Below are 26,669 nucleotides of genomic sequence, written 5' to 3'. Positions count from 1 at the left end.
TGTCCGCGGCCTGTGCACACGTGTTCGCGCCCAGTGCACGCGTGTTCGCCGCTCGCGTCGGCGCGTTGGCCCGCGGCGGCGGGACGCGGTGGTGAGTGGCGCCGGCGACACCGGGAAGACCGTGCGGCGGGCACGCGTTGGCCTCCGATGTGACCGACCTGTCGACCGTGCCGCTGTCCGTGCTCGACCTCGCCCCGATCTCCCAGGGCATGGACGCCGCCACCGCGTTCCACAACACCCTCGATCTCGCCCGGCACGCCGAGGCGCTCGGCTACCACCGGTACTGGCTGGCCGAGCACCACAACATGCCGGGCATCGCCAGCGCGGCCACGGTGGTGCTGATCGGGCAGGTCGCCGCCGCCACCGAGCGCATCCGGGTGGGCTCGGGCGGGGTGATGCTGCCCAACCACGCGCCGCTGGTGGTCGCCGAGCAGTTCGGCACCCTGGAGGCGCTGTACCCGGGCCGGATCGACCTCGGCATCGGCCGCGCCCCCGGGACCGACCAGCGCACCGCGTTGGCCCTGCGCGGCTCGGCCGCGGCGTTGGCCGCCCGGGAGTTCCCACAACAGCTCACCGAGCTGATCGACTACTTCGAGCCGGACGAGACCCGCGCGGTGCGCGCCCCGGTCGCCGAGGGCCGTCGCCCTCCCGTCTGGCTGCTCGGCTCCAGCGGCTTCAGCGCGCAGCTGGCCGGCATGCTCGGGCTGCCGTTCTCCTTCGCCCACCACTTCAGCGCGCGCAGCACCGAGTCGGCGCTGCGGACCTACCGGCAGGCGTTCCGTCCTTCGGCCACGCTCGCCGAGCCCAGGGTGCTGCTCGGCGTGGCGGTGATCTGCGCGGAGACCGACGAGCGGGCCCGGTGGCTGGCCGGGCCGAGCGAGCTGGCGTTCCTGAGCCTGCGCCACGGTCGGCCGATCCCGTTGCCCTCGCCGGAGGACGCCGCCGCCTACCCCTACACCGAGCTGGACCGGGAGTTCCTCGCCGAGCGGGCGAGCAGCAGCGTGGTGGGCTCGCCGAAGATCGTGCGCACGGAGCTGGAGCGGTTGCTCGCCGACACCGGCGCCGACGAGCTGGTCGTGACCACGATGGTGCACGACCACGCCGACCGACGACGGTCCTACGAGCTCCTCGCCGGGCTCACCCGCTGACCGTCGCGCCAACGCACCCGACGCGAACGGCAAACGCGTGCACAGGGCGCGGACACGCGTGCACAGGGCGCGGACACAGCGGTTATTTGAGGACTACGGTGAAGCGTTCGTGGGCGGCTATGGCGGAGACGCCGGAGGACCAGGCGGGTGGGAAGGCGAGGTTGTTGCCCGCCGCGTAGCCCCAGCCGATGACCCTGCCCTCGTGGGTCAGCGCCACGTTGTGCACCCAGCCGGCGTCGATGGCGACGATGCCGGACGACACGGTCGGCGGCGGGGTGGCGCGGCCGAACTCATCGTTACCCCAGGCGAGCACCCTGCCCTCCGCCGTCAGCGCCACACTGGTGTTCCAGCCCGCGGAGATCGCCACCACGCCCGACCGGGCCGCGGGCGGCACGTCGGTCTGCCCGTGGTCGTTGTTGCCCCACGCGATGACGCCGCCGCCCTTCAGCGCGAGGTTGTAGTCCCCGCCGGCGGCGATCGCGCTCACCCCGGACCGCGCCGCCGGTGGCACGTCGTCGCGGCTGCCCCAGCTCACCACGCTGCCGTCGGCCCTGAGCGCGAGGCTGTGGAACCCGAACGACGACACCGCGACGACCCCCGACCGGGCTTGCACCGGCACGTCGGTCTGGCCGAACCAGTTGTTGCCCCACGCGACCACGCCGCCGTCCACCACGGCCAGCGCGTGCCCCCACCCGGCGGTGACGGCGGTGGCACCGCGCACCTCCGCGGGCACGGTCTTCTCCCCGTAGAGGTCGGTGCGGAAGGTCTGGTGCTGCCCGACGTGCACGCTGCCGTCCGCCTTCAGCCCCACCGAGTGCAGCGCGCCGGCGTCCACCGCGACCACCCCGGACCGTAGCTCCGGGGGCACGAAGATGTCCCTGGGGTCGTTCCACACCATCATCCGGCCGGGTACCCCGGGGGCATCGACCGGCGCGACCGGCGTCGGCTCGCCACGGTAGGGCCCCTGCTGGGCGGCGGCCGCGCTCGTCGCGACCAGCAGCGCCAGGACGGGCACGACCATCGGCGCCCTGGCCAACAACCGGCGCGCCCGGCGCCGGGCGATCTCCCGCGGCACGGCACCTCCGAATTCCCGGCGAATTCCCGTTGGGCCGTTCGCCGCAGCACGTTCGACCATTCGAGGCAACTCGTTTCGGGCGCTGCCCGAAATGATCTCGACAGATGATGCCGGCACCCTATCCCGATCCGCGGGCCGAGCACCACGAAAAGGCGCCGACATGGTGCGGTCCTTGTCGGAGGGTGACAAGCCAGAGAACGGTTTTGTCGCTTCCATGACAAAGGAAGGACATCGAATTCGGCAATTCGTGACGGTCCCTTGTTCCGCCCGACGCGACGGACCTAGTCTACTGACTGGTAACCGGATGTTACCCCGGCGCCGGGCAACCCGGGACCGGCGGGAACCGATCGGATTCGCCGGCGGATCGGCAGCTCCCGCGCTCATCGAACCCTGCGTACGCGCAGGCTAGTGGATCGCTAAGGAGATTCCAGCAATGGCGCGAAGAATTCGAAACCTACTGGCCGGCGCGGCGGCGGCCTGCCTCGCCACGACGGTGACCGGCGTGCTCGGCGCGGGCACCGCACAGGCGGCCGAGGTGACCTACGAGAGCCAGACGTTGCGCTACATCTGCACCTATCCGTTGATCGGCAACGACATCCTGGACGTCAAGTTCCAGTTCCAGGCGCCGGAGTCGGTGCCGTCGGGCGGCACCGTGCAGCCGCACGACATCGTCGCGACCGCGACCGTTCCGGCCAGCGTGGTGAGCCTGCTCTACTACGTCGGCGGGATCGACGGCGTGCGCGGCACCGCCGACGGCGGGGTCACCGTCACCAACGGCAGCCCGACCGACGTCGACATCAGCGACCTGCGGATCGACGAGCAGTTCGTCAGCGACCCCGACTCCGACTTCACCGTCATCGCGCACCAGGACGCCGGCACCGTCGTGCCGACCATCACCGCGGGTGAGCCGGGGACGCTCGGCGCCGACATGGGCAGCTTCTTCGCCGCGACCGTGGACTTCCACTACATGAACACCAACCCGCCGAGCTGGCAGGGACCCGAGTCGTTCGAGTGTGACCTCGACACCTCGATCCCGCAGGACACCAGCTTCACGCCCGACATGACCGTCACCCCACCAGCCACTCTGGACTGACTGGACCGAGCTGAACCGAACTGAGTGCCGGCCCGACCACGGTACGGCCGGAGCCGAGGACGCCCGAAGCCGGTCCGCCTCCCGCAGGCGGGCCGGCTTCGGCCACGCGAACGACGTAGGAGAGAAGCCCATGAACGGCACGCGCGGCCGAGCCTCCCGAGGGCCGGCGACCGGAACGGCCGTGCTGGCACTGGCCGCCGGCCTCGCCGGCGGCCTGACCGGGGCCGGCTCCACCGCCAGCGGGCAGGCCGACCCGCCGACCGTCACGGCGCTGGACTACGCCTGCGACGCGACCGGCGGCGCGGAACCCACCGGCACGAAACCCACCGGCACCGAGCCCACCGGCGATCCCGCCATGGGCGAGCCCGCGGGCGACCTCCCCGGCGGCGGCCCGGTGCCGGTGCGCATGACAGTCACCGCCGGCCCGCTGCCGCCGAGCGTCCCGGCCGGGCAGCCGGTGCGCCTCGACCGGTTCGCCGTGCGACTGGCCCTCCCGGAGGAGGCGTGGCGGGGGATCACCGGTCCGGCCACCGCCACGATCGACGGCACCGCCACCGTGCCGCTCGCCGTGCGCCGGGACGACGAGCCCGACCAGGTACCGGTCGACCTCGTGCTGCCGGCCACGCCGGCACCGGAGTCGGGTCCGCTGACCCTCGCCGGGGAGGGCGCCGTGCCCCCGCTGCACACCGGGGCCGCGGCGCTGCTGGAGCTGGCCGTCGAGCCGCCCACGCTCGCGCTGACCCCACGCGACGCCGAGGGCGACCCGACCGTCGCGCACCCGGTCGAGCTGCGCTGCCGGCCCCACCCCGACCATGACCCGCGACTCGGCGCGGTCGCGGTGGAGCTGGCCGGACCCGGCACCCCGGCGCCGAGCACCTCGCCACCCGGCGAACCAGGCGAATCCGGCGCCGCGCCCGACAGCGCGACCCCCCACGCCGGTCCCGAGGCACTGGCCGGGGCCGCGCGGGACCCTCGGGGCGATCCCCGCGCGCTCATCACCCCGCAGTTCATCGTCGGGGAGAGCACGGTGGCCAAGCTCAACGAGACCTTCGCGCTCGGCACCGGGATCTTCGTCAACGGCGGCCAGTTCCTCCCGCCGCCGTACATCCGCGGCAGCGCCGGCATGCCGCCGGCACGGACGCCGTTCGCCGCGTTCGGGTTCATGCCGACGACCGGGAAGGCGGAGTTCCTTCCGGCGGACCAGCCCGACGGGAAGTTCGTCACCTTCGGCGGGCCCAACCCGATGAACGTCCTGGAAGGCCAGATGCGGGTGATCATCAAGCTCGGCGACGTCGCGGTGAACGGGGTGCCGCTGGACGTCGGGCCGAACTGCCGCACCGCCGCACCGGTCGTCATCGACGTGATCGGCACCTACTTCATCTTCTCCGGCGGGACGCTGGGCACCGACCCGGAGGCCGAGCAGGAGAAGCACCGCGGTTTCACCATCCCGCCGTTCACCGGGTGCGGCGTGACCGAGTCGCTGGACCCGCTCGTCACCGGGCTGGTCTCCGGGCCGGACAACCAGCTCACCCTCACCCTCACCACCGTTCGCTGAGCCACCACGACAGAAGGGACCGGCCGCCGCCGAATGGCGACGGCCGGTCCGATCGAGGGACGGTGGCGGGATCAGTCGGTGATCGGCGTCGCGCGGCCGAGCTCCAGGGTGATGGTGTTGTCCGGGCCGGACACCAGCGAGCTGAGCAGCGGGCCGAAGATGGTGCAGTTGCGGAAGTCCGGAATGGTGTAGACGCCGGACATCGTGCCGCCGTCGAAGATGGTGAAGTCGCCCTCGGAACGCAGGTCCATGGCGACCGGCCGCTCCGTCCGGCACTCGTTGCCCACCGGCGTGTAGATGACGCCGGCCACCCAGATGTCGCTGAGCTGGATGTGGGCCTCGGAGCGCGCGTCGACGACGCCCTGCACGATCTGCCCGGTCACCGGCGTGGTCGGGATGACGGTGACCGTCGCGCGCACCGGGATGAAGCCGGCCACCGTGAACGACGACTTCGCGGGCGGCAGCTCGAGGTGCCCGGTCAGGTCCGCACCGCCGGTGCGGGTCTCCACGGTGGTGCGCAACGTCCCGGGGCCGAGCTCCAGGGTGCCTCCGGTCTTCTTGATCACCGACTGGCCGGTGACCGGGTACTGCACCTTGATCGTCGCGGCCGACGCCGGAGCTGCGGCGAGCACGCCCGCGCCCAGCGCGGCGGCCAGCACGGCGGCGAACACGCCGCGGTGAGCGCGGGAAACAGCTCTCCGCGGACGCTGCCTTCGAAAACACTGTGCCATGGCTTGCTCCTCGATTCCACGAGTGACGGGGAAACGAAACGTTACCGGCGAGTACCGCACGATCGGAAGGCGGTGGAGCCAACACCTTTCCCCGTTCCGGAGAGTTTGTCACCGTCCTCGCGTTCTCGATGATCGTTTCATCATCGCGGTACAACGCCACCATTCGGCGCAGTCCCGGTTGCCTCGTTCGGTGGACAGCCGGGGACGCATACCCGGACAAATCTCGACGGCTCCTTTGTCCAGCGATGACAAAAAGTCCACCGGTTACCAGGACGTGACCGACAGGCCGCAGGAAACGCCTTGTCGGAGCGCATGGCCGGGATTAGCGTACCGACCGGTAATAGACGTCGAAGGGGGCCGGAACAGCACTTCCTCCTCCGCCCGAGAAATCCGGACGGTCGCGATGACGAGCACGCGGACGGCGTCGTTTCCCGGCGCCGGCGCCATCCGGGAGACCGGCCGCCTCTACGCGCTGGGCCTGGACGTGGCGCGCTGCCTGTTCCGCCGGCCGTTCCAGGTCCGGGAACTGGTGCAGCAGTTCTGGTTCATCGCCAGCGTGTCGATCCTGCCCACCGCGCTGGTCTCCATCCCGTTCGGTGCGGTGATCGCGCTGCACCTCGGGTCGCTCACCAGCCAGATCGGCGCCCAGTCGTTCACCGGCGCGGCCAGCGTGCTGGCGATCATCCAGCAGGCCAGCCCGATCGTCACCGCGCTGCTCATCGCCGGCGCGGGCGGCAGCGCGATGTGCGCCGATCTCGGCTCCCGGACGATCCGCGAGGAGATCGCCGCGATGGAGGTGCTCGGCGTCTCGCCGGTGCAGCGACTCATCGTGCCGAGGGTGCTCGCCGCCATGGGCGTCGCGGCGTTCCTCAACGGCATGGTCAGCGTGGTCGGCGTGCTCGGCGGCTACTTCTTCAACGTGGTCATGCAGGGCGGCACGCCGGGCGCCTACCTGGCCAGCTTCTCCGCGCTCGCGCAGTTGCCGGACCTGTGGATCAGCGAGATCAAGGCCGTGGTCTTCGGCTTCGTCGCCGGGATCGTGGCCGCCTACCGCGGGCTGAACCCGCGCGGCGGGCCGAAGGGCGTCGGCGACGCGGTGAACCAGTCGGTGGTGATCACCTTCCTGCTGCTGTTCCTGCTCAACCTGGTGCTCACCACGCTGTACCTGCAGCTGGTGCCGCCGAAGGGGATGTGACGCCATGACCGTCCCCGACACTCGCACCCGGCGCGTGCTGCGCACCGTCGACCGGCCGTTCACCGTCCTGGACGCACTCGGCGACCAGATCCTGTTCACCGTCCGCGCGCTGGCCTGGATCCCGCGCGCGGTGCGCCGCTACACCAGGGAGATCGTTCGGCTGCTGGCCGAGGTGAGCTTCGGCAGCGGCGCGCTGGCCGTCATCGGCGGCACCATCGGCGTGATGGTCGGGATGACGGTCTTCACCGGGACCGTCGTCGGGCTGCAGGGCTACTCGGCGCTCAACCAGGTGGGCACCTCGGCCTTCGCCGGGTTCATCTCCGCGTACTTCAACACCCGCGAGATCGCGCCGCTGGTCGCCGGGCTCGCGCTGTCGGCGACGGTCGGCTGCGGGTTCACCGCGCAACTCGGTGCCATGCGGATCTCCGAGGAGATCGACGCGCTCGAGGTGATGGGCGTCCCGAGCGTGCCGTACCTCGTCACCACCCGGATCGTCGCCGGCTTCCTGGCGATCGTCCCGCTGTACGCGATCGGCCTGCTCACCTCGTACGTGGCGTCCCGGCAGGTCACCGTGTGGTTCTTCGGCCAGTCCGCCGGCACCTACGACCACTACTTCAGCCTCTTCCTTCCGCCGATCGACGTGCTCTGGTCGTTCGGGAAGGTGCTGGCGTTCAGCGTCGTCGTGGTGCTGGCGCACTGCTACTACGGCTTCCGGGCCAGCGGAGGGCCGGCCGGGGTGGGCGTCGCGGTCGGCAGGGCGGTGCGCACCGCGATCGTCGCGATCAGCGTGCTCGACTTCTTCCTCAGCCTGGCGATCTGGGGCGCCACCACGACGGTGAAGGTGGCCGGATGACCCGCCGGACGGTGCTGCGCACACTCGGCCGCCGCACGGCCGGGCTGGCGTTCCTGCTGGTGCTGGCCATGCTGGTGACGCTGTCCGTGCGGATCTACCAGAAGGACTTCGTCCCCGCGGTCATGGTGACCCTGGAGACCGACCGGGTGGGCAACCAGCTTCGGCCCACCGCCGAGGTCAAGGCCCGCGGGGTGGTGGTGGGCGAGGTGCGGGAGATCCGCGGCCGGCCCGGCGGGGCGGCGGTGGTCCTCGCGCTGGACCCACGCTGGGTGGACCGGCTGCCCAAGGACGTCTCCGCGCTGCTGGTGCCGAAGACGCTGTTCGGCGAGCGCTACGTTCAGCTGTCCATTCCGGACTCCCCGACGCTGCCGCCACTGGCCGAGGGCGACGTGATCGGCCAGGACCGCTCGGCCAACGCGATCGAGCTGGAGCGGGTGTTCGACAACCTGCTGCCCGTGCTGCGCGCGGTGCGGCCGGAGAAGCTGGCCACCAGCCTCACCGCCGTGGCCACCGCGCTGGAGGGCCGCGGCGAGCAGCTCGGCGACACGCTGGCGGCCGCCGCCGACTACCTGGAACGGTTCAACCCGAGCCTGCCGCGGCTGCACGAGAACATCCGCGACCTGGCCGAGGTCAGCCGGCTCTACGGCGACATCGCCCCCGACCTGCTCGACTCGCTCACCGACACGGCCGTGACCCTGCGCACCGTCACCGAGCACCGCGCCGGGCTCGACGACCTCTACGCCAGGGTCACCGGATCCAGCCAGGACGTGACCACGTTCCTCCGCGCCAACCGGGACAACATCGTGCTGCTCACCGCGAACAGCCGCGCGCCGCTGGAGCTCGCCGCCCGCTACTCGCCCAGCTTCCCGTGCACCCTCGCCGCCCTCGACGAGTTGCGCGGCTCGATGGACAGGGTGCTCGGCGCCGACCCGGGCGACGACCGACCGCCCGGCATGCACATCGAGGCCGCGGTGACCCCGGACCGGGGCAAGTACCTGCCGGGGGTCGACGACCCGGCCTACACCGCGACCGGTGGGCCGCGCTGCTACCCCAGCGGGGTGCCGCCGACCTCCGGGGTGGCCGCGGCGGCGCCCGGCGACGCCGGCGCGGTCGCGGCCATGCCCGGCGGGAACCTCGGCCTGCCCAACTCGCCCCAGGAGCGCGAGCTGCTGGCCACCCTGCTCGCGGTCGAGCTGGGCGTCCCGCCCGCGGAGGTGCCCGCGTGGGGCGGCGTGCTGGTCGGTCCGCTCTACCGGGGCACCGAGGTGACGCTGGAAGGGGAGCCGCCACGATGAGGGGCTTCGTCGCGCCGTTGCTCAAGGGCCTGGTGTTCGTCGTGGTCACCGGGCTGGCCACCGCCGTGCTGGCCCTCTCCATCGGCAACACCGGGGTCGGCGGCACCGCCGGCTACAGCGCCCGGTTCACCGACGTCACCTCGCTCACCGTCGGGGACGACGTGCGCATCTCCGGCGTGCGGGTGGGCCAGGTGGACGGTATGGAGATCGTCGACCGGCACCTGGCGCTGGTGCGGTTCTCGGTGGACCGCGCGCACCGGCTGCCGGCCAGTGTCCGGGCGACCATCAAATACCGCAACATGGTGGGCCAGCGCTACATCGCGCTCGACCCCGGCGACCCGCGTGCGACCGGCACCCTGCCCGAGGGCGGGGAGATCCCGCTCGACCGGACCGCGCCGGCGCTGGACCTCACCGAGCTGTTCAACGGGTTCAAGCCGCTGTTCCAGGCGCTGTCCCCGGACGAGGTGAACCGGCTCTCCGGCGAGATCGTGCAGGTGCTGCAGGGCGAGGGCGGCACGGTGGAGAGCCTGCTGGCGCGCACCGGATCGCTCACCGCCGCGCTGGCCGACCGCGACCGGGTGATCGGCGAGGTGATCGGCAACCTCAACACCGTCCTGCGCACGGTCAACAGCGGGGACGACCGGCTGGCCACGCTGGTGTCCACCCTGCGGCGGCTGGTGTCCGGGCTGGCCGAGGACCGCTCGGCGATCGGCGAGGCCATCGGCGGCATGGCCGCGCTGACCACCGCCACCGCCGGGCTGTTCGAGCTGGCCCGGCCGCCGCTGAAGGACAGCATCGCCGGGCTGGACGAACTGTCCACCAATCTCGCCGAGCACGAGGGCGACGTCGAGCGGTTCCTCGAGCTGCTGCCGGCGAAGTTCGACGCGGTGGGCCGGCTCGGCTCGTACGGCTCGTGGCTGAACTTCTACCTCTGCGAGGCGACGCTGGTCACCGACCCGCCGCGGCGCGCGCCGCTGCCCCCGAGCGAAAGGTGCCAGGCATGACCTCGTTCCGGGAGCGCAACCCGTTCACCATCGGCGTGGTGGGCACGGTGGCGCTGGCCGCGGTGCTCACCGCGACGTTCCAGTACGAGGAGCTGCCGATCGTCGGCTCCGGCACCACCTACCGTGCCGAGTTCGGCGAGGCCGCCGGGCTGCAGCGGGACGACGAGGTGCGGATCGCCGGCATGAAGGTCGGCGAGGTGACCGACGTGGCGCTGGCGGAGGACCACGTCGTGGTGAGCTTCCGGGTGAAGGACGCCTGGCTGGGCGACCGGACGTCGGCCGAGATCAAGCTGAAGACGTTGCTGGGCCGCAAGTTCCTCGCGCTGCGCCCACACGGACAGTCCACCCAGGACCCGAACGTGCCGATCCCGCGGGAGCGCACGGTCACCCCCTACGACGTGACCGAGGCGTTCAGCGGGCTGGCCGACACCGTCGGCGCCATCGACACCGACCAGCTCGCCGAGAGCTTCCGCGTGCTGTCCGACACCTTCGCCGGTGCGCCCGAGCACGTGCGCACCGCCCTGGACGGGCTGAGCGCGCTGTCCACCACGATCGCCTCCCGGGACGCCGAGCTGGCCGAGCTGCTGGCCAACACCCGCGCGGTGAGCGCGACGCTGGCCGGGTCCAGCGACGAGTTCGAGCGGCTCATCGACGACGGCAACCTCCTGCTCGCCGAGCTGGACCACCGGCGCGAGTCGATCTCCGCGCTGCTCACCGGCACCCGGCGGCTCGCCGAGCAGCTGTCCGGGCTGGTGGCGGACAACCGGGAGCGGCTCGAGCCCGCGCTGCGCCAGCTGGACACGGTGACCGATGTGCTGCGCCGGCAGCACGCGAACCTGCAGCAGGGCCTGCGGCTGGCCGGGCCGTACTTCCGGCAGCTGAACAACGCCGCCGGCAACGGCCGCTGGGTGGACAACTACCTCTGTCGGCTGGTGCGGGAGGACCGGGAGGAGTGCACGCCGCCGAGGGGAGGCACGCCGTGATCGACACCAGGCTCGGCGACCGGATCGCCCGGCTCACCGTGGTGCTCGTCGTGCTGGCGCTGGTCACCGCGGCCGGGCTGTGGTGGATCTTCTCCGGCGACGGGAGCAAGCGGGTGACGGCGTACTTCATCCGCGCCGTCGGGGTCTACGCCGGGTCGGACGTGCGCGTGCTGGGCGTGCGGGTCGGCGAGGTCGAGTCGGTGACACCGCGCGGCGCCGAGGTGGAGGTGGTGCTGCGGGTCGCCGGCGACGTGCCGGTGGCGGCGACGACCGGCGCGGTGGTGATCGCGCCGAGCGTGGTGGCCGACCGGTACGTGCAGCTGTCCGAGCTGAGTCGTGGCGGGCCGCGGATCGCCGACGGCGCGATCATCCCCGCCGCCCGCACCGCCACCCCGGTGGAGCTGGACGAGCTCTACGCCAGCCTCAACGACATCGCCGTCGCGCTCGGGCCGGACGGCGCCAACGCCGGCGGCGCGCTGTCGGAGCTGCTGGACGTGGGCGCGGCGAACCTGGCCGGCAACGGCAGGGCGATCTCCGACACGCTGCGCGACTTCGCCGACCTCAGCCGCACGCTCGGGGAGAACCGCGACGACCTGTTCGGCACGATCGACGAGCTGAGCCGGTTCACCGCCATGCTCGCCGGCAACGACAGCCAGGTGGCCAGGGTGAACCAGCAGCTGGCGTCGGTGTGGCGGACGCTGGCGGCCGACCGGGAGGAGCTGGCCGCCGCGCTGGACACCCTGGGCAGGGCGCTGGGCGAGGTGCAGGCGTTCGTCCGCGACCACCGCGAGCTGATCCGGTCCAACGTGGACAAGCTCGCCGGAACCACGCAGGCGTTGGTGGACCAGCGGGGCTCACTGGCCGAGGCGCTGGACACCATCCCGCTGGCCGGGTCGAACGTGCTGAACGCGTTCGACCCGGAGTCGCGCACGCTGCAGGGCAGGACGTTGATCGACTACTTCATGGATCCGGACGAGGCGTGCCCGGTGCCGCTGGTCACCACCGGCACCTGCCCACCGGACGGCACGGAACCGAACGCGGCGCCGGCACCGTCGGCACCGTCGGCACCGCCGTTGCCGCTGCCGGCCGCCGGCCCGGTGGTCGCGACCGAGGGAGGCTCCCGGTGAAGGCACGCGGATCCCTGGCCGCCGTGGTGCTCGGCGTCGCGGCGGTGCTGGCCACGTCGTGCTCGGCCGGCGGGTTCACCGGCGTGTATGACCTCCCGCTTCCCGGGGGCGCCGACCTCGGCGACCGGCCGTACCGGGTGACCGTCCAGTTCGCCGACGTGCTCGACCTGGTGCCGCACGCCGCGGTGAAGGTGGCCGACGTCCCGGTCGGCCGGGTGGAGACCATCCGGCTGGGCGGACACGACGGGTGGACGGCCGAGGCCGTGCTCGCGGTGCACGGCGAAGTCGAGCTGCCCGCGGACGCGGTGGCCCGGCTGCGGCAGTCCAGCCTGCTCGGCGAGAAGTTCGTCGAGCTGGCCCCGCCGGAGCGGTCGGACGGTGGGCGGCTGGTCGACGGCGCGGTGATCCCGGTGGCACGCACCGACCGCAACCCCGAGGTCGAGGAGGTCTTCGGCGCGCTGTCCCTGCTGCTCAACGGCGGCGGCATCGGCCAGCTGCGGACCATCAACCGGGAGCTGGCGGACGTGATGACCGGCAACGAGCAGCGGATCCGGGCGTTCCTGGGCAACGTCGAGCACCTGGTGTCCAGCCTGGACGACCACCGCGACGAGATCACCGCGGCGCTGGACGGGCTGAACTCCCTGTCGGCCACGCTGGCCGAGCGCACCACGCAGATCGACGGCGCGCTGGACGACCTCCGCCCCGGCCTGGCCACGCTCGCCGACCAGCGGGAGGCGCTGGTGACGATGCTGCGGTCGCTGGACGAGCTGTCCGCGGTCGCCGTGGACACCGTGCACCGGACCAGGGACGACCTCGTCGCCGACCTCACCGCGCTGGCGCCGATCCTGCACCGGCTCGCCGACGCCGGACAGCATCTGCCGAAGGCGCTGGAGATCCTGCCGACGTTCCCGTTCCCCGACTCGGTGCTCGACGCGGCGCGCGGGGACTACCTCACCGTGTTCCTCACCGTCGTGCCCGCGCCCGGCGTGGAGTTGCCGCCACCGCCCGGCGACGACCCGGCGCTGCCGCTGCCCGGGGTCGCCCAGCCGGGAGGTGCTCGCTGATGCTCACCCTGCGCGTCCGGGTCCAGGTGATCGCGTTCGTCGTGCTGGCGCTGGCCGCGGTCAGCTACATCGGCGCGAACTTCGCCGGCGTCGACCGGCTGCTCGGTGCCGGCGGGTACGTGGTGCGGCTGCAGCTCGCCGAGGGCGGCGGCCTGTTCACCAACGCCGAGGTGACCTACCGCGGAGTGGCGGTCGGCCGGGTGGGTGAGCTGCGGCTCACCGACGTCGGGATGGAGGCCGACCTGCACATCGACGACTCGGCCCCGCCGATCCCCGAGCACGCGCGGGCGGTGGTGGCCAACCGGTCCGCGGTTGGCGAGCAGTACGTGGACCTGCAGCCGCGCGCGGTGACCGGGCCGTACCTCACCGAGGGGTCGGTGATCCCGGTGGAGTCGACCCGGCTGCCGCTGTCGGTGCCGACCGTGCTGGGCAACCTCAGCGCGCTCACCGAGTCGGTGCCCACGGACTCGCTGCGCACCGTCGTCGACGAGCTGCACGACGCGCTGCGCGGCGCGGGGCCGCACCTGCAGGTGCTGCTGGACACCTCGACCGCGGTCACCGACACCGCGCGGCGGCACCTTCCGCAGACCACGGCGTTGCTCGACGACGGCGCGACCGTGCTGCGTACCCAGCTGGCCTCGGCGGAGGCGTGGCGGTCGTTCAGCCGGGACGCCAGGCTCTTCGCCGCGGAGCTGGCCGCCGCCGACGGGGACCTGCGGGAGCTGATCGGGACGGCGCCGGAGGCGGCGACGCAGCTGTCCGCGCTGCTCAGGGACAACGACCCGGAGCTGTCGATCCTGCTGGCGAACCTGCTCACCACGGCGGACCTCTTCCGCACCAGGACGGCCGGGATGGAGGAGCTGTTCGTCACCCTGCCGAAGGCGGTGGCGGCGACGTCGACGGCGATCACGCCGGACGAGGGAAGGCTGTCGATGGCGTTGACCTTCTACGACCCGCCGCCGTGCCGGCACGGCTACGAGGGCACGCCGTACCGCAGCGGTGAGGACACCTCGGCGGCGCCGTGGAACGCCGGGGCGGCGTGCACGCTGCCGTACGGCTCGCCCAGTTCCGTGCGGGGTTCCCAGAACGCGCCGCGTGGCGGGGTGCCGCCGGCGGCGGTGCCCGGCGCGTTCCGGAGCCCGCTCGAGGTGGCCGCGCTGCCGGACGTGTCCCGGTCGTTGGGGGAGTTGCTGTGGCCGCCACGGTGAGGGCCGCGGCCGGTGCGGTGGTGGTCGCGGCGGCCTTCGCCGCCTGGGCGGCGTGGTCGTGGGTCACGGCCGCCGGCGATCCGGCGGTGACCGCGGCGCGCGCCCGTGACGAGGCGCTGCGGGCCGGCACCGAGCACGTGGCGGTGCTCAGCTCGCTGGACCACCGGAGGGTGGACGAAGGGATCGCGCGGTGGCTGGCGGTGTCGACCGGGCCGCTGCGGGAGAAGCTGGCCGCCACGAGCGAGGAGACGAAGCGGGCGCTGCGCGCCGACCGCACGGTGGCCACGGCGACGGTGCTCGACGCCGGGGTCGGCGAGCTGGGGCCACGCGGGGACAGCGCCACGCTGCTCGCGTCGGTGGAGACGTCGCTGGCGCGGGAGGGCCAGCCGCCGGCGAGCACCCGCAACCGGTTCCTGGTGCGGATGCAGCGCACCGACGCCGGGTGGCGGGTGCGGGAGCTCGAACGGATCCCAGTGGCAGGAGGGACGCCGTGACGGCGGGATCGGACGTGGCCGAGGGCGCGGTTGGCGAGCCTGGCGGTGAGCGGCCGCCATCTCCGGAAGCGCACGAGTCCGACGTGGACCGCTCCGGGCAGGTCGGTGCCGGGAACGCCTCGCTCCCTGCCGAGCGTTCGCGGTGGCCCTGGCGGTCTTACCGGGTGTCCTGGCGGCGGCCGGTGGCGCTGCTGCTGGCGGTGGCGCTCGTGCTGGTCGGCCTGGGCACGTGGTTCACGCTGGAGGCGCATTCCCTGCGCACCGGCGGGCCCGCGGCGAACCGTGCGCTGGCCGACCCGACGGCGACCGCCGAGGTGACCGCCCAGGTGACGAGGGCCGTGCAACAGATCTTCTCCTACTCGCCGGAGCGCATGGGCACCACCGAGCGGGACGCGGCGGCCGTGCTCCGCGGCCCGGCCCGCGAGTCGTACGACCGGCTGTTCGGCCAGGTCCGCCGGCGCGCGCCCGAGCAGCGGCTGACGCTCACCACCCGCGTGGTCGCCTCCGCCGTGCGGGAGCTCACCCCGAAGCGCGCCACGCTGCTGGTGTTCTGCGACCAGGAGGCCGTCCGCGGCGACACCGGCACCACCAGCACGGCCGCCGCGCAGCTCACCATCACCGCCGAGCACCACGACAACCGCTGGCTCATCGTCGACCTCGCCCCCCGCTGAGCTTGCGCAGGTCGGGTCGGAAACTTCATCGCATGGCGGCGAACTCAAAAGGAAGGATGCGGCGGAGCCACCTCGAGGTCACCCCCACACTCCACATGTCCCGCAGCAGCCTGCGTGCATTTACCGCCCGCTGGCAGCATGGGCGACCAGTACACCGGGGTGACACTGCGCAGCTGCCACTCGTCGCCATCATGCCGAACGCCCACTACAGTGAACTCACTGAAATAGGTGGTGCCGTCCGGGTATTTTCCCTCGAGGTGCAAGGTGAGCCTGTCATCACTTGGCCGGGTTACGTAGACAATCCTGGGCGCACCCCCCCATTGCGAAAGTCCTCTTTCGCGAGCTGCCTCGAGAAGGAAATCGCAGGTTCTCGAGTTGAGAGCGACAGACTGGCACAGGCCAGCGTAGTCGCCAGCCTGTGCCAATCTTACCGCTTCACCCAGGAGATTTTCCGCCGAACTCACCGATATCGTAGCCGCATGATCGCCATCGGACCCCTGCACAGAGGTGAGGACACCCGCCGTGACAAGCGCGACGAACACCGACACCACAACACCGGTACGGGCAGCAGGACGCTTGGTCATCACAACCTCCTCCACACTGCCCCGAACTCGGCGTGTTCAGTGTAGCCACTGTCCTAGCTGCGTCAACCGCACCAGGGAAAGCCTGCCCAACTACATTCAGCGTAGAAGTATCCGAAACTGGGCTGAATAACTGCTTGCGCCCCGTAGGCAACTCCAATGCTAACGATTTGCCCAGTTTCGCGGACTTCGTCTTTCCAGTATGCGTCTCCGACCCAACGAGTACGCATGTCCGCAGGGTCCACTTCTCTCTCCGGTATCAGCTCTTCGCACGTCGAAACCGTGGCGCCGCCAGTCACAGGACCGACGCCGACCTGGAGTTGAACCTGACCACAACCACCTAGATCGACTGTAGATTTCGGCGACCAATCATTCCAAACCAGCGGAGCTGAAGTCGAGTGCCTCACAGAGTCGACATAACACTCTTTTAGCTCGTAATAGTCCGCTTCACCTGGTTTGCAGGTAGCGTACATCCGGAAAGCAAAGTTGGCCCGCGAGGCGCCACTGTAGTTCATATCGCCCCACTGCCAGCAAGCGTCCATCCACCCTGCATCCTTGGGGTCGGTCAAAGGTGGGTTGTTGTTACTCCAACACTCAGGCTGATACCAGGCTATTCCTTGCTGGACAGTGACTTCGCCCTGATCTACCTGGATCTTGGCTTCAGTAGGAGTTGGAGGACTACTCAAACCAGGACTGAAACTCTTCTCCAACCTCGGCTGATCTCCACTGGCCCGATGGCCTAGCTCAGTCGACCTCGTTGCCGTTACCGGAGCCCCCTTGCGAACAATGTATACGGCCTGACCATGGTTTCTTGTCTCGTAGTCACTGCCATCGACCACAAGACCGAACCTTTCATGAATCCGGTCCACAAATTCCTCGATAGCCTCCGACTCCGAGCGAAACTCGCCGGCAGTAGCCCACGCAGGCGAAGCCGCGATTAGCAACGCGACACCGGCCGCAAGGCACACGCCGATACGTCTCAATCTTTTTTTCACCACAGATTCCTCCCCTGCTCAGATTCGCGACACTCACCAGCCATCAGTGATGTTAACGATGCCCCCGACTACCAATGACGTGGCGATCCCCCAACATAGTGCTGCACTGGAGGGGATTCGCACCGCCATTCGAGTGATTCGAGCAGCAAACACGAGAGCTAAGAGACAAAATAGCCTGATCAGGCGAGGAAGAGATGATCGACTACCCGCACGAGGGCGAACGTAGTGATAGACAGCCAGCCTCAGCGGCGCAGGCCGACGCTGTTGGCGCGCGTGCCGTGCTGGCGGGGGCGGGGCAGGAGGTTCGCGACGCCCTCCGTGGGCGAGGTCACCGAAGGCCCCTCCACCGATGGCTGGGCGCGCAGCACCAGCTCCAGCTCGAAGCGGACCGTGGGGTCGTCGAGCCGCGCGCCGAACGCGGCGTGCAGCCGGCGCATCCGGTAGCGCACCGTCTGCGGGTGCACCCCGAGCACGGACGCCACGTCGAGGACGTTGCCCTGCGCGGCCAGCCACGCCCGCAACGTCTCCACCATCCGCTCCCGCTGCCGCGGCGTGAGGTCGGCCAGCGGCGCCAGCAGCCGCTGCCGCAGCTGGTCGACCAGCCCGACATCGGCGTGCAACAGCAGTGTCGCCAGGTGCCCGGCCACGAACGTGACCGGCCGGTCCGGCAGCACCCCCTCCCCGACCAGCAGCAGCGCCCGCCGCGCCCACCGCAGCGAGTCGGCCGCGGCCGGGGGCGGCACCGGCGGCCCCACGGCCAACCGGCAGCCCGGCAACGCCGCCCGCAGCTCCGCCAGCCGCTCCGTGGTCAGCTCCCCCGGCACCAGCAGGTGCGGGTCGAGCCCACCCAGCTCGGCCAGGATCTCCGGCTCCAGCACCGGATGCCGCCGCCCGGCGCCGGGCGGGTACTGCACGGCCACCGGCGCCACCCGCTCCGGCACCACCCAGCCGACGAGCTGCGCCAGCTCGGCGATCGCCTCCGCCGGCGCCGGCGGCCGCTCCAGGATCAGCTGCAGCAGCCGGCGCCGCCACGTCTCCCTGGCGTCCGCCGTGCTGGCCTTCGCCTCCAGGTACCCGTCGAGCGCCACCGACGCCAGTTCGTCCATGAACGCCAACATCGCGTCGGCCAGCTGGGACATCACCGCCGACGACAGCCCGGCCCGCCGCCCCACCCGCATGATCCGCCGCCACGCCACCCGCGCACCCACCCGGTACGCGGCCTGCAACGCGTCCAGGCTGCGCCCCGCCCGCATCTCGTTCTGCCCGAGCTTGCGGTGCACCTCGTGCGAGTGCGCCTTCGACGTCGCCGGGTCGGCGATCTGCTCCACGAACAGCGTGATCGCGTGCCGCACGCCCGACCGAATGGACCTGCCGTACGGCCCGTCCATCGGCCGCGCGTACGCCGGGATCGTCGCCCGGATCTCGTCGACGATCTCGGCCGACAGGCTGGCCAGCTCCGGTCGGAAGATGTCGGCGAGCTTGCGGGGCAGTGCCGCCGGCGCCCGGTCGAGCCCCTGTCCGACCGTCATGGAAGCTCCTTTGCTCCACCCAGATCCATCCGGTCTCCCGCCCACCCCGACGACCGCGCGACGGCCGGACGTGACACCTGACACATCGAAAACTTAGCGCTTCGTGTGCCACCGACCCGAGAGGCAACCGATTTCTTGGCACCCCGGTGACAGTTTCACCACTCCGGCCTGTCCATGGTTGACAGGGTGCCGGCCATTCAGCCGAGCGCCTCCTCGACCGGAACGGCGATCCGAGTCGGCTCGGTGCGGCCGCGCAGCGTGGTCTCCTCCACCACCCGCCACCGCGCCGCCTCCCCGGCACCCGCGCGCTCCACGGCCCGCATCGCCGCGACCACCCGACCCGGCGCGCTCTTGGCCACCTCGGTCAGCCGGGCCGCCTCGTTCACCGGATCCCCGATCACCGTGTACTCGTACCGGTGCTCGGCCCCCACGTTGCCGGCCACCGCCGGCCCGGCGGCCACCCCGATCCCGGCCGCGCACTCGGTCACCTCGTCCCGCAGCCGCCGCCCCATCGACCGGGCGGCCGCCAACGCGGTCCCCGCCGCGTCCGGAAGGTCCGCCGGCGCCCCGAACACGGCGAGCGCCGCATCGCCCTCGAACTTGTTCACCACCCCGCGGTGCGCGTGCACCTCGGCCACCACCACCGCGAAGAACCGGTTGAGCAGGTCCACCACCTCGGTGGGCGGCCGGGTCGCCGCCAGCGTCGTCGACCCGACCACGTCGACGAACAGCACCGCCACCTCGCGCACCTCACCGCCCAGCCCGGACCCGCGGGCCAGCGCCTCCCGCGCCACCTCCTCGCCCACGTGCCGGCCGAACAGCTCGCGGATTCGCTCCCGCTCGCGCAACCCCTCCACCATCCGGTTGAACCCGGCCTGCAACAGCCCCAGCTCGGTGCCGTCGAACACGACGACCTCGGTGTCCAGGTCGCCGCGCTCCACCCGGCCCAGTGCCACCCGCACCGTCCGGATCGGCGCCACGGTCGCCCTGGCCATGAGCAGCACCAGGAAGAAGCCGACCACGAGGGTGATCGCGCCGAGCACGAGCACCGCCACCGCCAGCCCGTCGGTGGACACGTCGCGCCGGAGCAGCGCGAAGCCGGCCACCAGCATCAGCCCGGTGACCGGCACCCCGGTGCCCAGCGCCCAGGCCATCAGCACCCGCACGGTCACCCCGGCCACCAGCCGGCGGCGCGGCGGCGGCCCGGTGGACAGCGCCCGCGCGGCGATCGGCCGCAACGCGAACTCGCTCAGCAGGTAGGCGTTGGCACACACGACCAGTCCGGAGAGGACGACCGTGAAGGCGATCTTGAACACCGCGTCCGGCAGCACGAATGCGTAGATCGTGGTGAACACCACCGCCCCGCCGAACCACAGCACCGCCTGCAGCACGAACAGCCGCAGCGGCACCCGCAGGGTGGCCTTCCGGTCGCGCTCGGCGGGCTCGCGATCCTCGATCGCCCAGCGCAACGCGCGCAGCGCCCGCCGGGTGCCACGGACCACCCCGATCGCCAACGCGAGCAGCACGTACGCCGGCACCCCGACGAAGTGCACCAGCACCAGCTCGGGGACGAACACGCTGGGCCCGGGGATCACCACGGTCACCAGCGCGATGACCGCGGCGATCCCGATCAGGTTGGCGATCACGACCGAGCCGGTCAGCAGCGTCTGCACCCGCAGCCGCAGCAGGGAGTTCCGTTGCTCCCGCGGGCCGAGCAACCACGAGCCGAACGGCGCGCCGCGCTCCCGCCACGGCCTCACCGCGACCCGCCCCACGGCGCGCCCCGCCGCTGGCTCACTCGAGCACGACGAGCAGGTCGCCGCCCTCCACCTGCTGCACCGAGGTGATCGCCAATCGGCCCACCGTGCCACCCACCGGTGCGGTGATCGCCGCCTCCATCTTCATCGCCTCGATGGTGGCGACCGTGGCGCCGGCCTCGATCTCGTCGCCCTCCTTCGCGGACAGGGTGACCACCCCGGCGAACGGCGCGGCGACGTGCTTCGGGTTGCTCTTGTCGGCCTTCTCGGTGGCCGGGATGTCCGAGGCGACCGACCGGTCGCGCACCTGGATCGGTCGGAGCTGGCCGTTGAGCGTGGCCATGACCGTGCGCATGCCGCGCTCGTCGGCCTCGCCGATCGCCTCCAGCTCGATCAGCAGCCGCACCCCGGGCTCGAGGTCGACCGCGTGCTCCTCGCCCGGCCGCAGCCCGTAGAAGAAGTCCTTGCTCGGCAGCACGCTGGTGTCGCCGTAGGCCGCGCGGTGCACCTCGAACTCCTTCGTCGGACCGGGGAACAGCAGCCGGTTCAGCGTGGCCCTGCGGTCCTGCGCCAGCGCCTCGAGGTCCTCTTCGGACAGCTCGGCCGGCGGCTTGGCCTGCGCCCTGCCCTCCAGCGCCCTGGTCCGGAACGGCTCCGGCCAGCCGCCGGGCGGGTCGCCCAGCTCGCCGCGGAGGAAGCCGATCACCGAGTCGGGGATGTCGTACTTGTTCGGCTCGGCCTCGAACTCCTCCGGCGACACCCCGGCGCCGACCAGGTGCAGCGCGAGGTCACCGACCACCTTGGACGACGGAGTGACCTTCACCAGCCGGCCGAGCATCCGGTCCGCCGCGGCGTACATGGCCTCGATCTCGGTGAACCGGTCGCCGAGGCCGAGCGCGATCGCCTGGGTGCGCAGGTTGGACAGCTGCCCGCCGGGGATCTCGTGGTGGTACACCCGGCCGGTCGGCGCGGCGAGCCCCGCCTCGAACGGCGCGTAGACCTTGCGCACGATCTCCCAGTAGGGCTCCAGGTCGGCCACCGCCTGCAGGTCCAACCCGGTGGGCCGGTCGGAGTGGTCGGTGGCGGCCACGATCGCCGACAGCGACGGCTGGGACGTGGTGCCCGCCATGGAGGCCACCGCGCCGTCGATGGCGTCCGCGCCGGCCTGCACGGCCGCCAGGTAGGTGGCCAACTGACCGCCCGCGGTGTCGTGGGTGTGGATGTGCACCGGCAGGTCGAACTCCCTGCGCAGCGCCGACACCAGCCGTGCCGCGGCCGGGGCGCGCAGCAGGCCGGCCATGTCCTTGATCGCCAGCACGTGCGCACCGGCCGCGACGATCTGCTCGGCCAACCGGAGGTAGTAGTCCAGTGTGTACAGCTTCTCCGCGGGGTCGGACAGGTCGGCGGTGTAGCACAGCGCCACCTCGGCCACCGCCGAGCCGGTCTCCCGCACCGCCTCGATCGCCGGGCGCATCTGCCCGACGTCGTTGAGCGCGTCGAAGATGCGGAAGATGTCGATGCCGGTGGCGGTGGCCTCCTCGACGAAGGCGTTGGTCACCTCGGTCGGGTAGGGCGTGTAACCGACGGTGTTACGCCCGCGGAGCAGCATCTGCAGGCAGAGGTTCGGCACCGCCTCGCGCAGCGCGGCCAGCCGCTCCCAGGGGTCCTCGGCGAGGAAGCGCAGCGCCACGTCGTAGGTCGCGCCGCCCCAGCACTCCAGCGACAGCAGCTGCGGCGCCGTGCGCGCGACCACCGGCGCCACGGCGAGCATGTCCTTGGTGCGCACCCGGGTCGCCAGCAACGACTGGTGCGCGTCGCGGAAGGTGGTGTCGGTGACGCCCACTGTCGCCGACTCCCTCATCCACCGGGCGAAGCCCTCCGGCCCGAGCTCGGTGAGCCGCTGCTTCGACCCGGCCGGCGGCTCGCCGGCGGGCACCGGCGGCAACTTCTCCAGGGGGTTGATCAGCCGGGGGCGCTCGCCGTGCGGCTTGTTCACCGTCACGTCGGCCAGATAGGTCAGCAACCGGGTGCCGCGGTCGGCGGAGTGCCGCGCGGTCAGCAGGTACGGCCGCTGCTCGATGAACGACGTGGTGACCCTGCCGGCCTGGAAGTCCGGGTCGTCCAGCACCGCCTGCAGGAACGGGATGTTCGTCGCCACCCCGCGAATGCGGAACTCCGCCAGCGCCCGGCGCGCGCGCCCGACGGCGGTGCGGAAGTCGCGGCCGCGGCAGGTGAGCTTCACCAGCATCGAGTCGAAGTGCGCGCTGATCTCGGTGCCGGCGAACGTGGTGCCGCCGTCCAGCCGGATGCCGGACCCGCCGGGCGAGCGGTAGGCGCTGATCATCCCGGTGTCCGGGCGGAAGCCGTTGGCCGGGTCCTCGGTGGTGATCCGGCACTGCATCGCGGCGCCGCGCAGGTAGATCTTCTCCTGGGAGAGGCCGAGGTCGGCCAGCGTCGCGCCGGCGGCGATCCGCAGCTGTGACTGGACGAGGTCGACGTCGGTGACCTCCTCGGTCACCGTGTGCTCGACCTGGATGCGCGGGTTCATCTCGATGAAGACGTGGTTGCCGTCGGCGTCCAGCAGGAACTCCACCGTGCCGGCGTTGCGGTAGCCGATCTCCCTGGCGAAGGCCACGGCGTCGGCACAGATGCGGTCGCGCACCTCCGGGTCGAGGTTCGGGGCCGGGGCCAGCTCGATCACCTTCTGGTGCCGGCGCTGCACCGAGCAGTCGCGCTCGAAGAGGTGGATCACGTTGCCCTCGCCGTCGGCCAGGATCTGCACCTCGATGTGCCGCGGCTGCACCACCGCCTTCTCCAGGAACACCGTCGGGTCGCCGAAGGCCGACTCGGCCTCGCGGGAGGCGGCCTCGACGGACTCGCGCAGGTGTCGAGGGTCCTCGACCCGGCGCATGCCGCGGCCCCCGCCGCCGGCGACGGCCTTGACGAACAGCGGGAAGCCCAGCTCCTCCGCCGCGCGGACCAGCTCGTCGACGTCGGCGGACGGCGCGGACGAGCCGAGCACCGGCACGCCGGCGGCGCGGGCCGCGGCGACCGCCCTGGCCTTGTTGCCGGTCAGCTCGAGGATGTCCGCGCTGGGGCCGACGAAGGTGATGCCGACCTCCTCACAGGCCCTGGCGAGGTCGGGGTTCTCGGAGAGGAAGCCGTACCCGGGGTAGACCGCGTCGGCACCGGCCTCGCGGGCGGCGCCGACGATCTCCTCGACGGAGAGGTAGGCGCGCACCGGGTGGCCCGGCTCGCCGATCTCGTAGGCCTCGTCGGCCTTGAGCCGGTGCAGCGAGTTGCGATCCTCGTAGGGGAACACGGCGACGGTTCCGGCGCCCAGCTCGTAGGCGGCGCGGAACGCGCGGATCGCGATCTCACCGCGGTTGGCGACGAGTACCTTTCGGAACATGCCCGGTCCTTCCTGGTGTTCGGATCGCCTGGCGTGGGCACGTTACCGCGTTGCTCCCGATCTCCGGGAGTTCAGTACCAGGTGATGGACGTCATCGACGTCCCGCGACCTGGGACTCGCCCTCGTCGAGAAGGTTGCTCGACGGCGGGACGTCCACCCCGGCGCGTAGCGGCCCACCACCGGGCCGGTGTTCGACTCCTCCGACGCGGTGTCGGTCTCATCCGGCGCGGGGCGAGGGTGTTCGCCGCGCCGCCGCCGTTGTCGCCGTTGTCGTCCAGCACCCGCACCTGCAGCCCGAGAGCCATGGACACCGGCTTACCTCGTGCCCCCGATGGCGGCAACGCGGAACCACGATCGGGTGGTTTCCGGCAGTGTGCCGGGCAGCCGGTTATCGTGCGGTATGTCCGAAGGTCGCCGGCCGGGTGGCCGCACCGAACGCACCAGGGTGGCCGTGCTCGACGCGACGCTCGCCGAGCTGGCCGAGCGGGGCTACCCGGCGCTGACCGTGGAGGCGGTGGCCGCGCGGTCGGGGGTGCACAAGACGACGATCTACCGCCGGTGGGGCTCGGCCGACGGGCTGCTGGCCGCCGCGCTGGAGCGGGAGACGGGAGCCGGCTGGACGCCGCCGGACACCGGCTCGCTCGCCGGCGACCTGCGGGAGCTGGTCACCGAGCTGGTCGCCACGTTCACCGACCCGGCGCGGGCGGCCCTGCCCATGGCGGTGCTCTCCGCGGCGTTCCAGTCCCCCGCCGCGGCCCGCGCGCTGCGCGCCTTCTACGCCGACCGCCAGGGCCGGGCCGCCGACATCGTCCGGCGCGCGGTGGCACGCGGCGAGGCGCCGGCCGGCACCGACCCGGTCGAGGTGGTGCGCGCCGCCTGCGCACCGGTGTTCTACCGCCTGGTCGTCACCCGGGAGCCGGTGGACGCCGCGGTCGCCGAGCGCGCCGCGGCCGCCGCCGTCCTCGCCACCCGCGCCGCCACCTTCACCTGACCGCGAGACCTACGTTCGGGACGGGTGCGAGCTACAACTCACCTCGCGGTGCGGTAGTGGTAGGCGCAGATCTCGGCGAAACCGGCCCGCTCGTACAGCCACAGCGCCGGTGCGTTGTCGGGCTCCACCTGGAGGTAGACGTGGTCGGCCCGCTGGTCGCCGGCCCAGCGCGCGAGCGCGGCCAGCACCGAGCGGGCGGCACCCCTCCCCCGCGCCGCGGGACGGGTCGCCATGCCGAACATCCCCGCCCACCCGGTGTCGGCGACCACGCGACCCACGGCGACGACGTCGTCCCCGAGCATCGCGCGGGCGTAGCCGCTCGGCCGCTCCACGCGGTCGAGCACGTCCCACTCGGCACGGGGGTCGCCGCCGCGGCCGTGCACGGCATACCAGGCGTCGAACCACCGGCGGGTCGGGCCGTCGTCCACGACGACCCGCAGCGGCCCCGCCGGCAACCACTCCAGGACCCGCGCGGTCGGTGCCACCCGCAGCGACATCGGGCTCTCCCGGCGGTAGCCACGCTCCGCCAGCAGCGGGTCCAGCCCTGCGGGGCACGCCCCCGGGCTGATCTGGAACCGGGCGACCGCGCCGTGCTCGGCGTAGAACCGCTCCGCTCCGGAGACCCTGTACACCAGCTCGTCCGGCCCCACCGCGCCGTGCGGCAGCACCGATCCCACCCACCAGGCGGCACAGCGAGGGGCGTGGCGCAGCCACCACCCCTCCGCGTCCTCGACCCGCTCCGCGGGCAGCGCCCGCGCCGCCCGCTCCTGCAGTTCCCTGATCATCTCCGAGCCGGTCATCGCGGTCATGGCCCGGCATTCTCCGGACACCGGGCTCGCCCCGGTACCGGATTTCCCGTCACCAGGCCCCTCTCCGGGTACCAGGCCTTCTCCGGGGGCTCAGCAACCCCACGGGAAAACCCAGGACACCCCCTGTGTCGACCTCGCGCACACCGGCCACCGAGCACCTCGGGTCGGGGTGGCGCGCCTACACACCGGCAACGCTGACGGCGGCTCGGAAGCCATCTCGCCGGCCCGAACGATCAGGTCCTCGACCTGATCGACGGCACCAGCAACCGGCCGCACGGCCGACCAGGGCCGATTGATCGGCGTGGATGTCGTCGGCGATCCAGTCGAGGTGTTCGCGGGTGCGCGCGTCGGCGGCAGCGTGACCAGCCCGTCGCTTGATCTGGGCCACGCCGAGGCGTTTCAACTCGCGCCACAGGGTGATGCGCGGGGTGGACGGTTCGCGGGGCATCGGTAGGACACCAATACCCACTGTCCCGCACGCGGTCCCACGCCCTGCGGCACCCGTCGTTGATCGGCGGGATCGGTCACCGGCGGGGTGCTCGGTCGCCGACCGCCACGCGGCCGATCCAGTACAGGCCAGCGAGGCCGATCAGCACGAACACGACATCGTCGAGCGGGTCGGCGATGGGTTCCAACGCGCGGTCCAGCACGTTGACGTCGGTGACGAACGCGGCCCAGGCGAACGCGCCGACGAGCAGCAACACAAAAGCGATCCAGTCCAGAACGGTGCGTGGCCGCATTGCGTGCTCCTTCCGTTGATGCGATCTTTCCGGTCGTCAGCCGGCCGGCTTGACCTTGTGGGCGTCGACCGCGTCACGCAGCGTCGTGGCGAGTTTGGCCGCGTCGTCGTGGGCCCAGAAGTGCATGTAGAACAGCCGCGGCTCATCGTCCAGGGCATGGTTGTGCACCTCGACGATCTCGATTCCGCCAGCGCGCAGCGCCTGGATCACGTTCTGCACCTCGTCGGCGGTCATGGCGAAGTCACCGTTGATCGCGGCCCGGCCACCGCCGGTGGGTTGGAAGTTGATCGCGGTGGTGACCCCCATGGCCGGGGGAAGAGCCTTGCCGTGCACCGAGACGGTCTCCTGACGGGCGAAGG

Annotated in this window: 23 protein-coding genes; 14 read left to right on the top strand and 9 right to left on the bottom strand. The window is 71.9% G+C overall.

Translation table 11 applies throughout. From position 1 onward, the window contains the following. The first annotated feature begins 149 nt into the window (after positions 1–149). Positions 150–1,148: an LLM class flavin-dependent oxidoreductase gene (locus BM051_RS00115; RefSeq protein ID WP_208325851.1), complete on the top strand. Its 999-nt coding sequence runs from the start codon at positions 150–152 to the stop codon at positions 1,146–1,148. 82 nt (positions 1,149–1,230) lie between these two features. On the opposite strand, the gene BM051_RS00110 is transcribed toward BM051_RS00115, so the two are convergent. Next, on the bottom strand, positions 1,231–2,223 hold the full coding sequence (locus BM051_RS00110; RefSeq protein WP_092526027.1) for an RCC1 domain-containing protein: 993 nt from the start codon (positions 2,221–2,223) through the stop codon (positions 1,231–1,233). A gap of 433 nt (positions 2,224–2,656) precedes the next feature. Here BM051_RS00110 and BM051_RS00105 point away from each other — a divergent pair, with 433 nt between their 5' ends. Together BM051_RS00105 and BM051_RS00100 are read left to right on the top strand one after the other, a co-directional pair. After that, positions 2,657–3,316 (top strand): DUF6801 domain-containing protein, encoded by a 660-nt coding sequence (locus BM051_RS00105; protein ID WP_134045918.1) that lies wholly within the window; start codon positions 2,657–2,659, stop codon positions 3,314–3,316. A 130-nt stretch (positions 3,317–3,446) separates the two neighbouring features. Then, positions 3,447–4,871: a DUF6801 domain-containing protein gene (locus tag BM051_RS00100; RefSeq protein ID WP_092526021.1), complete on the top strand. Its 1,425-nt coding sequence runs from the start codon at positions 3,447–3,449 to the stop codon at positions 4,869–4,871. Positions 4,872–4,942: 71 nt separating this feature from the next. Here the strand turns inward: BM051_RS00100 and BM051_RS00095 are convergent, their stop codons facing one another. Further along, positions 4,943–5,542 carry a hypothetical protein gene (locus tag BM051_RS00095; protein ID WP_092526018.1) on the bottom strand — a complete coding sequence of 200 codons (600 nt, stop codon included), beginning with the start codon at positions 5,540–5,542 and terminating at the stop codon, positions 4,943–4,945. Positions 5,543–6,005: 463 nt separating this feature from the next. Here BM051_RS00095 and BM051_RS00090 point away from each other — a divergent pair, with 463 nt between their 5' ends. The 10 genes from BM051_RS00090 to BM051_RS00045 are packed head-to-tail and all read left to right on the top strand — an operon-like array spanning position 6,006 to position 15,496. After that, a complete protein-coding gene (locus tag BM051_RS00090) occupies positions 6,006–6,797 on the top strand; it encodes an MlaE family ABC transporter permease (RefSeq protein WP_092526016.1) in 792 nt (263 codons plus the stop codon). A gap of 4 nt (positions 6,798–6,801) precedes the next feature. Further along, positions 6,802–7,650 (top strand): MlaE family ABC transporter permease, encoded by an 849-nt coding sequence (locus BM051_RS00085; RefSeq protein WP_092526013.1) that lies wholly within the window; start codon positions 6,802–6,804, stop codon positions 7,648–7,650. Further along, on the top strand, positions 7,647–8,945 hold the full coding sequence (locus BM051_RS00080) for an MCE family protein (RefSeq protein ID WP_092526010.1): 1,299 nt from the start codon (positions 7,647–7,649) through the stop codon (positions 8,943–8,945). Before BM051_RS00085 ends, BM051_RS00080 begins: the two co-directional genes overlap by 4 nt. After that, the gene (locus BM051_RS00075; protein WP_092526007.1) at positions 8,942–9,949 is read left to right on the top strand and encodes an MCE family protein; all 1,008 of its coding nucleotides are present in this window, start codon (positions 8,942–8,944) and stop codon (positions 9,947–9,949) included. The genes BM051_RS00080 and BM051_RS00075 overlap by 4 nt, the downstream gene beginning before the upstream one ends. After that, entirely contained in the window at positions 9,946–10,932 is a 987-nt protein-coding gene (locus BM051_RS00070) for an MCE family protein (RefSeq protein WP_092526004.1), read from the top strand. Before BM051_RS00075 ends, BM051_RS00070 begins: the two co-directional genes overlap by 4 nt. After that, positions 10,929–12,059 carry an MCE family protein gene (locus BM051_RS00065; protein ID WP_092528291.1) on the top strand — a complete coding sequence of 377 codons (1,131 nt, stop codon included), beginning with the start codon at positions 10,929–10,931 and terminating at the stop codon, positions 12,057–12,059. The genes BM051_RS00070 and BM051_RS00065 overlap by 4 nt, the downstream gene beginning before the upstream one ends. Further along, positions 12,056–13,123, top strand: a complete 1,068-nt coding sequence (locus BM051_RS00060) for an MCE family protein (RefSeq protein ID WP_092528289.1) — start codon at positions 12,056–12,058, stop codon at positions 13,121–13,123. The genes BM051_RS00065 and BM051_RS00060 overlap by 4 nt, the downstream gene beginning before the upstream one ends. Further along, positions 13,123–14,331 (top strand): MCE family protein, encoded by a 1,209-nt coding sequence (locus BM051_RS00055; protein WP_092526001.1) that lies wholly within the window; start codon positions 13,123–13,125, stop codon positions 14,329–14,331. The genes BM051_RS00060 and BM051_RS00055 overlap by 1 nt, the downstream gene beginning before the upstream one ends. Continuing rightward, positions 14,316–14,825, top strand: a complete 510-nt coding sequence (locus BM051_RS00050) for a hypothetical protein (protein WP_092525998.1) — start codon at positions 14,316–14,318, stop codon at positions 14,823–14,825. The genes BM051_RS00055 and BM051_RS00050 overlap by 16 nt, the downstream gene beginning before the upstream one ends. Beyond that, positions 14,822–15,496, top strand: a complete 675-nt coding sequence (locus tag BM051_RS00045; protein ID WP_243859266.1) for a hypothetical protein — start codon at positions 14,822–14,824, stop codon at positions 15,494–15,496. Before BM051_RS00050 ends, BM051_RS00045 begins: the two co-directional genes overlap by 4 nt. Positions 15,497–15,540: 44 nt before the next feature. On the opposite strand, the gene BM051_RS28235 is transcribed toward BM051_RS00045, so the two are convergent. The 4 genes from BM051_RS28235 to BM051_RS00030 form a co-directional block, all read right to left on the bottom strand. Continuing rightward, complete coding sequence (locus BM051_RS28235) at positions 15,541–16,080, bottom strand: hypothetical protein (protein ID WP_134045915.1); 540 nt, start codon at positions 16,078–16,080, stop codon at positions 15,541–15,543. 1,234 nt (positions 16,081–17,314) lie between these two features. Next, positions 17,315–18,601 (bottom strand): PucR-like N-terminal domain-containing protein, encoded by a 1,287-nt coding sequence (locus BM051_RS00040; protein WP_092525995.1) that lies wholly within the window; start codon positions 18,599–18,601, stop codon positions 17,315–17,317. A gap of 197 nt (positions 18,602–18,798) precedes the next feature. Next, positions 18,799–20,361, bottom strand: coding sequence for an adenylate/guanylate cyclase domain-containing protein (locus tag BM051_RS00035; RefSeq protein ID WP_092528285.1), 1,563 nt, complete (start codon positions 20,359–20,361; stop codon positions 18,799–18,801). A gap of 34 nt (positions 20,362–20,395) precedes the next feature. After that, positions 20,396–23,770: a pyruvate carboxylase gene (locus BM051_RS00030; RefSeq protein ID WP_092525992.1), complete on the bottom strand. Its 3,375-nt coding sequence runs from the start codon at positions 23,768–23,770 to the stop codon at positions 20,396–20,398. A 400-nt stretch (positions 23,771–24,170) separates the two neighbouring features. Here BM051_RS00030 and BM051_RS00025 point away from each other — a divergent pair, with 400 nt between their 5' ends. Continuing rightward, on the top strand, positions 24,171–24,761 hold the full coding sequence (locus BM051_RS00025) for a TetR/AcrR family transcriptional regulator (protein WP_177216868.1): 591 nt from the start codon (positions 24,171–24,173) through the stop codon (positions 24,759–24,761). Positions 24,762–24,799: 38 nt separating this feature from the next. Here the strand turns inward: BM051_RS00025 and BM051_RS00020 are convergent, their stop codons facing one another. The 3 genes from BM051_RS00020 to BM051_RS00005 all read right to left on the bottom strand — a co-directional run. Further along, positions 24,800–25,570 (bottom strand): GNAT family N-acetyltransferase, encoded by a 771-nt coding sequence (locus BM051_RS00020; protein WP_092525986.1) that lies wholly within the window; start codon positions 25,568–25,570, stop codon positions 24,800–24,802. A gap of 524 nt (positions 25,571–26,094) precedes the next feature. Further along, the gene (locus BM051_RS00010; RefSeq protein ID WP_092525983.1) at positions 26,095–26,310 is read right to left on the bottom strand and encodes a DUF378 domain-containing protein; all 216 of its coding nucleotides are present in this window, start codon (positions 26,308–26,310) and stop codon (positions 26,095–26,097) included. Positions 26,311–26,346: 36 nt separating this feature from the next. Continuing rightward, positions 26,347–26,669: DUF1259 domain-containing protein (locus BM051_RS00005; protein ID WP_143095715.1), on the bottom strand; the 323-nt coding region annotated here is incomplete at its 5' end.

The sequence above is a fragment of the Amycolatopsis arida genome (assembly GCF_900115565.1).
Classification (GTDB): domain Bacteria; phylum Actinomycetota; class Actinomycetes; order Mycobacteriales; family Pseudonocardiaceae; genus Yuhushiella; species Yuhushiella arida.
The sequence above is the reverse complement of the archived record's forward strand: the minus strand, read 5'-3'. Positions and strand labels throughout refer to the sequence as shown.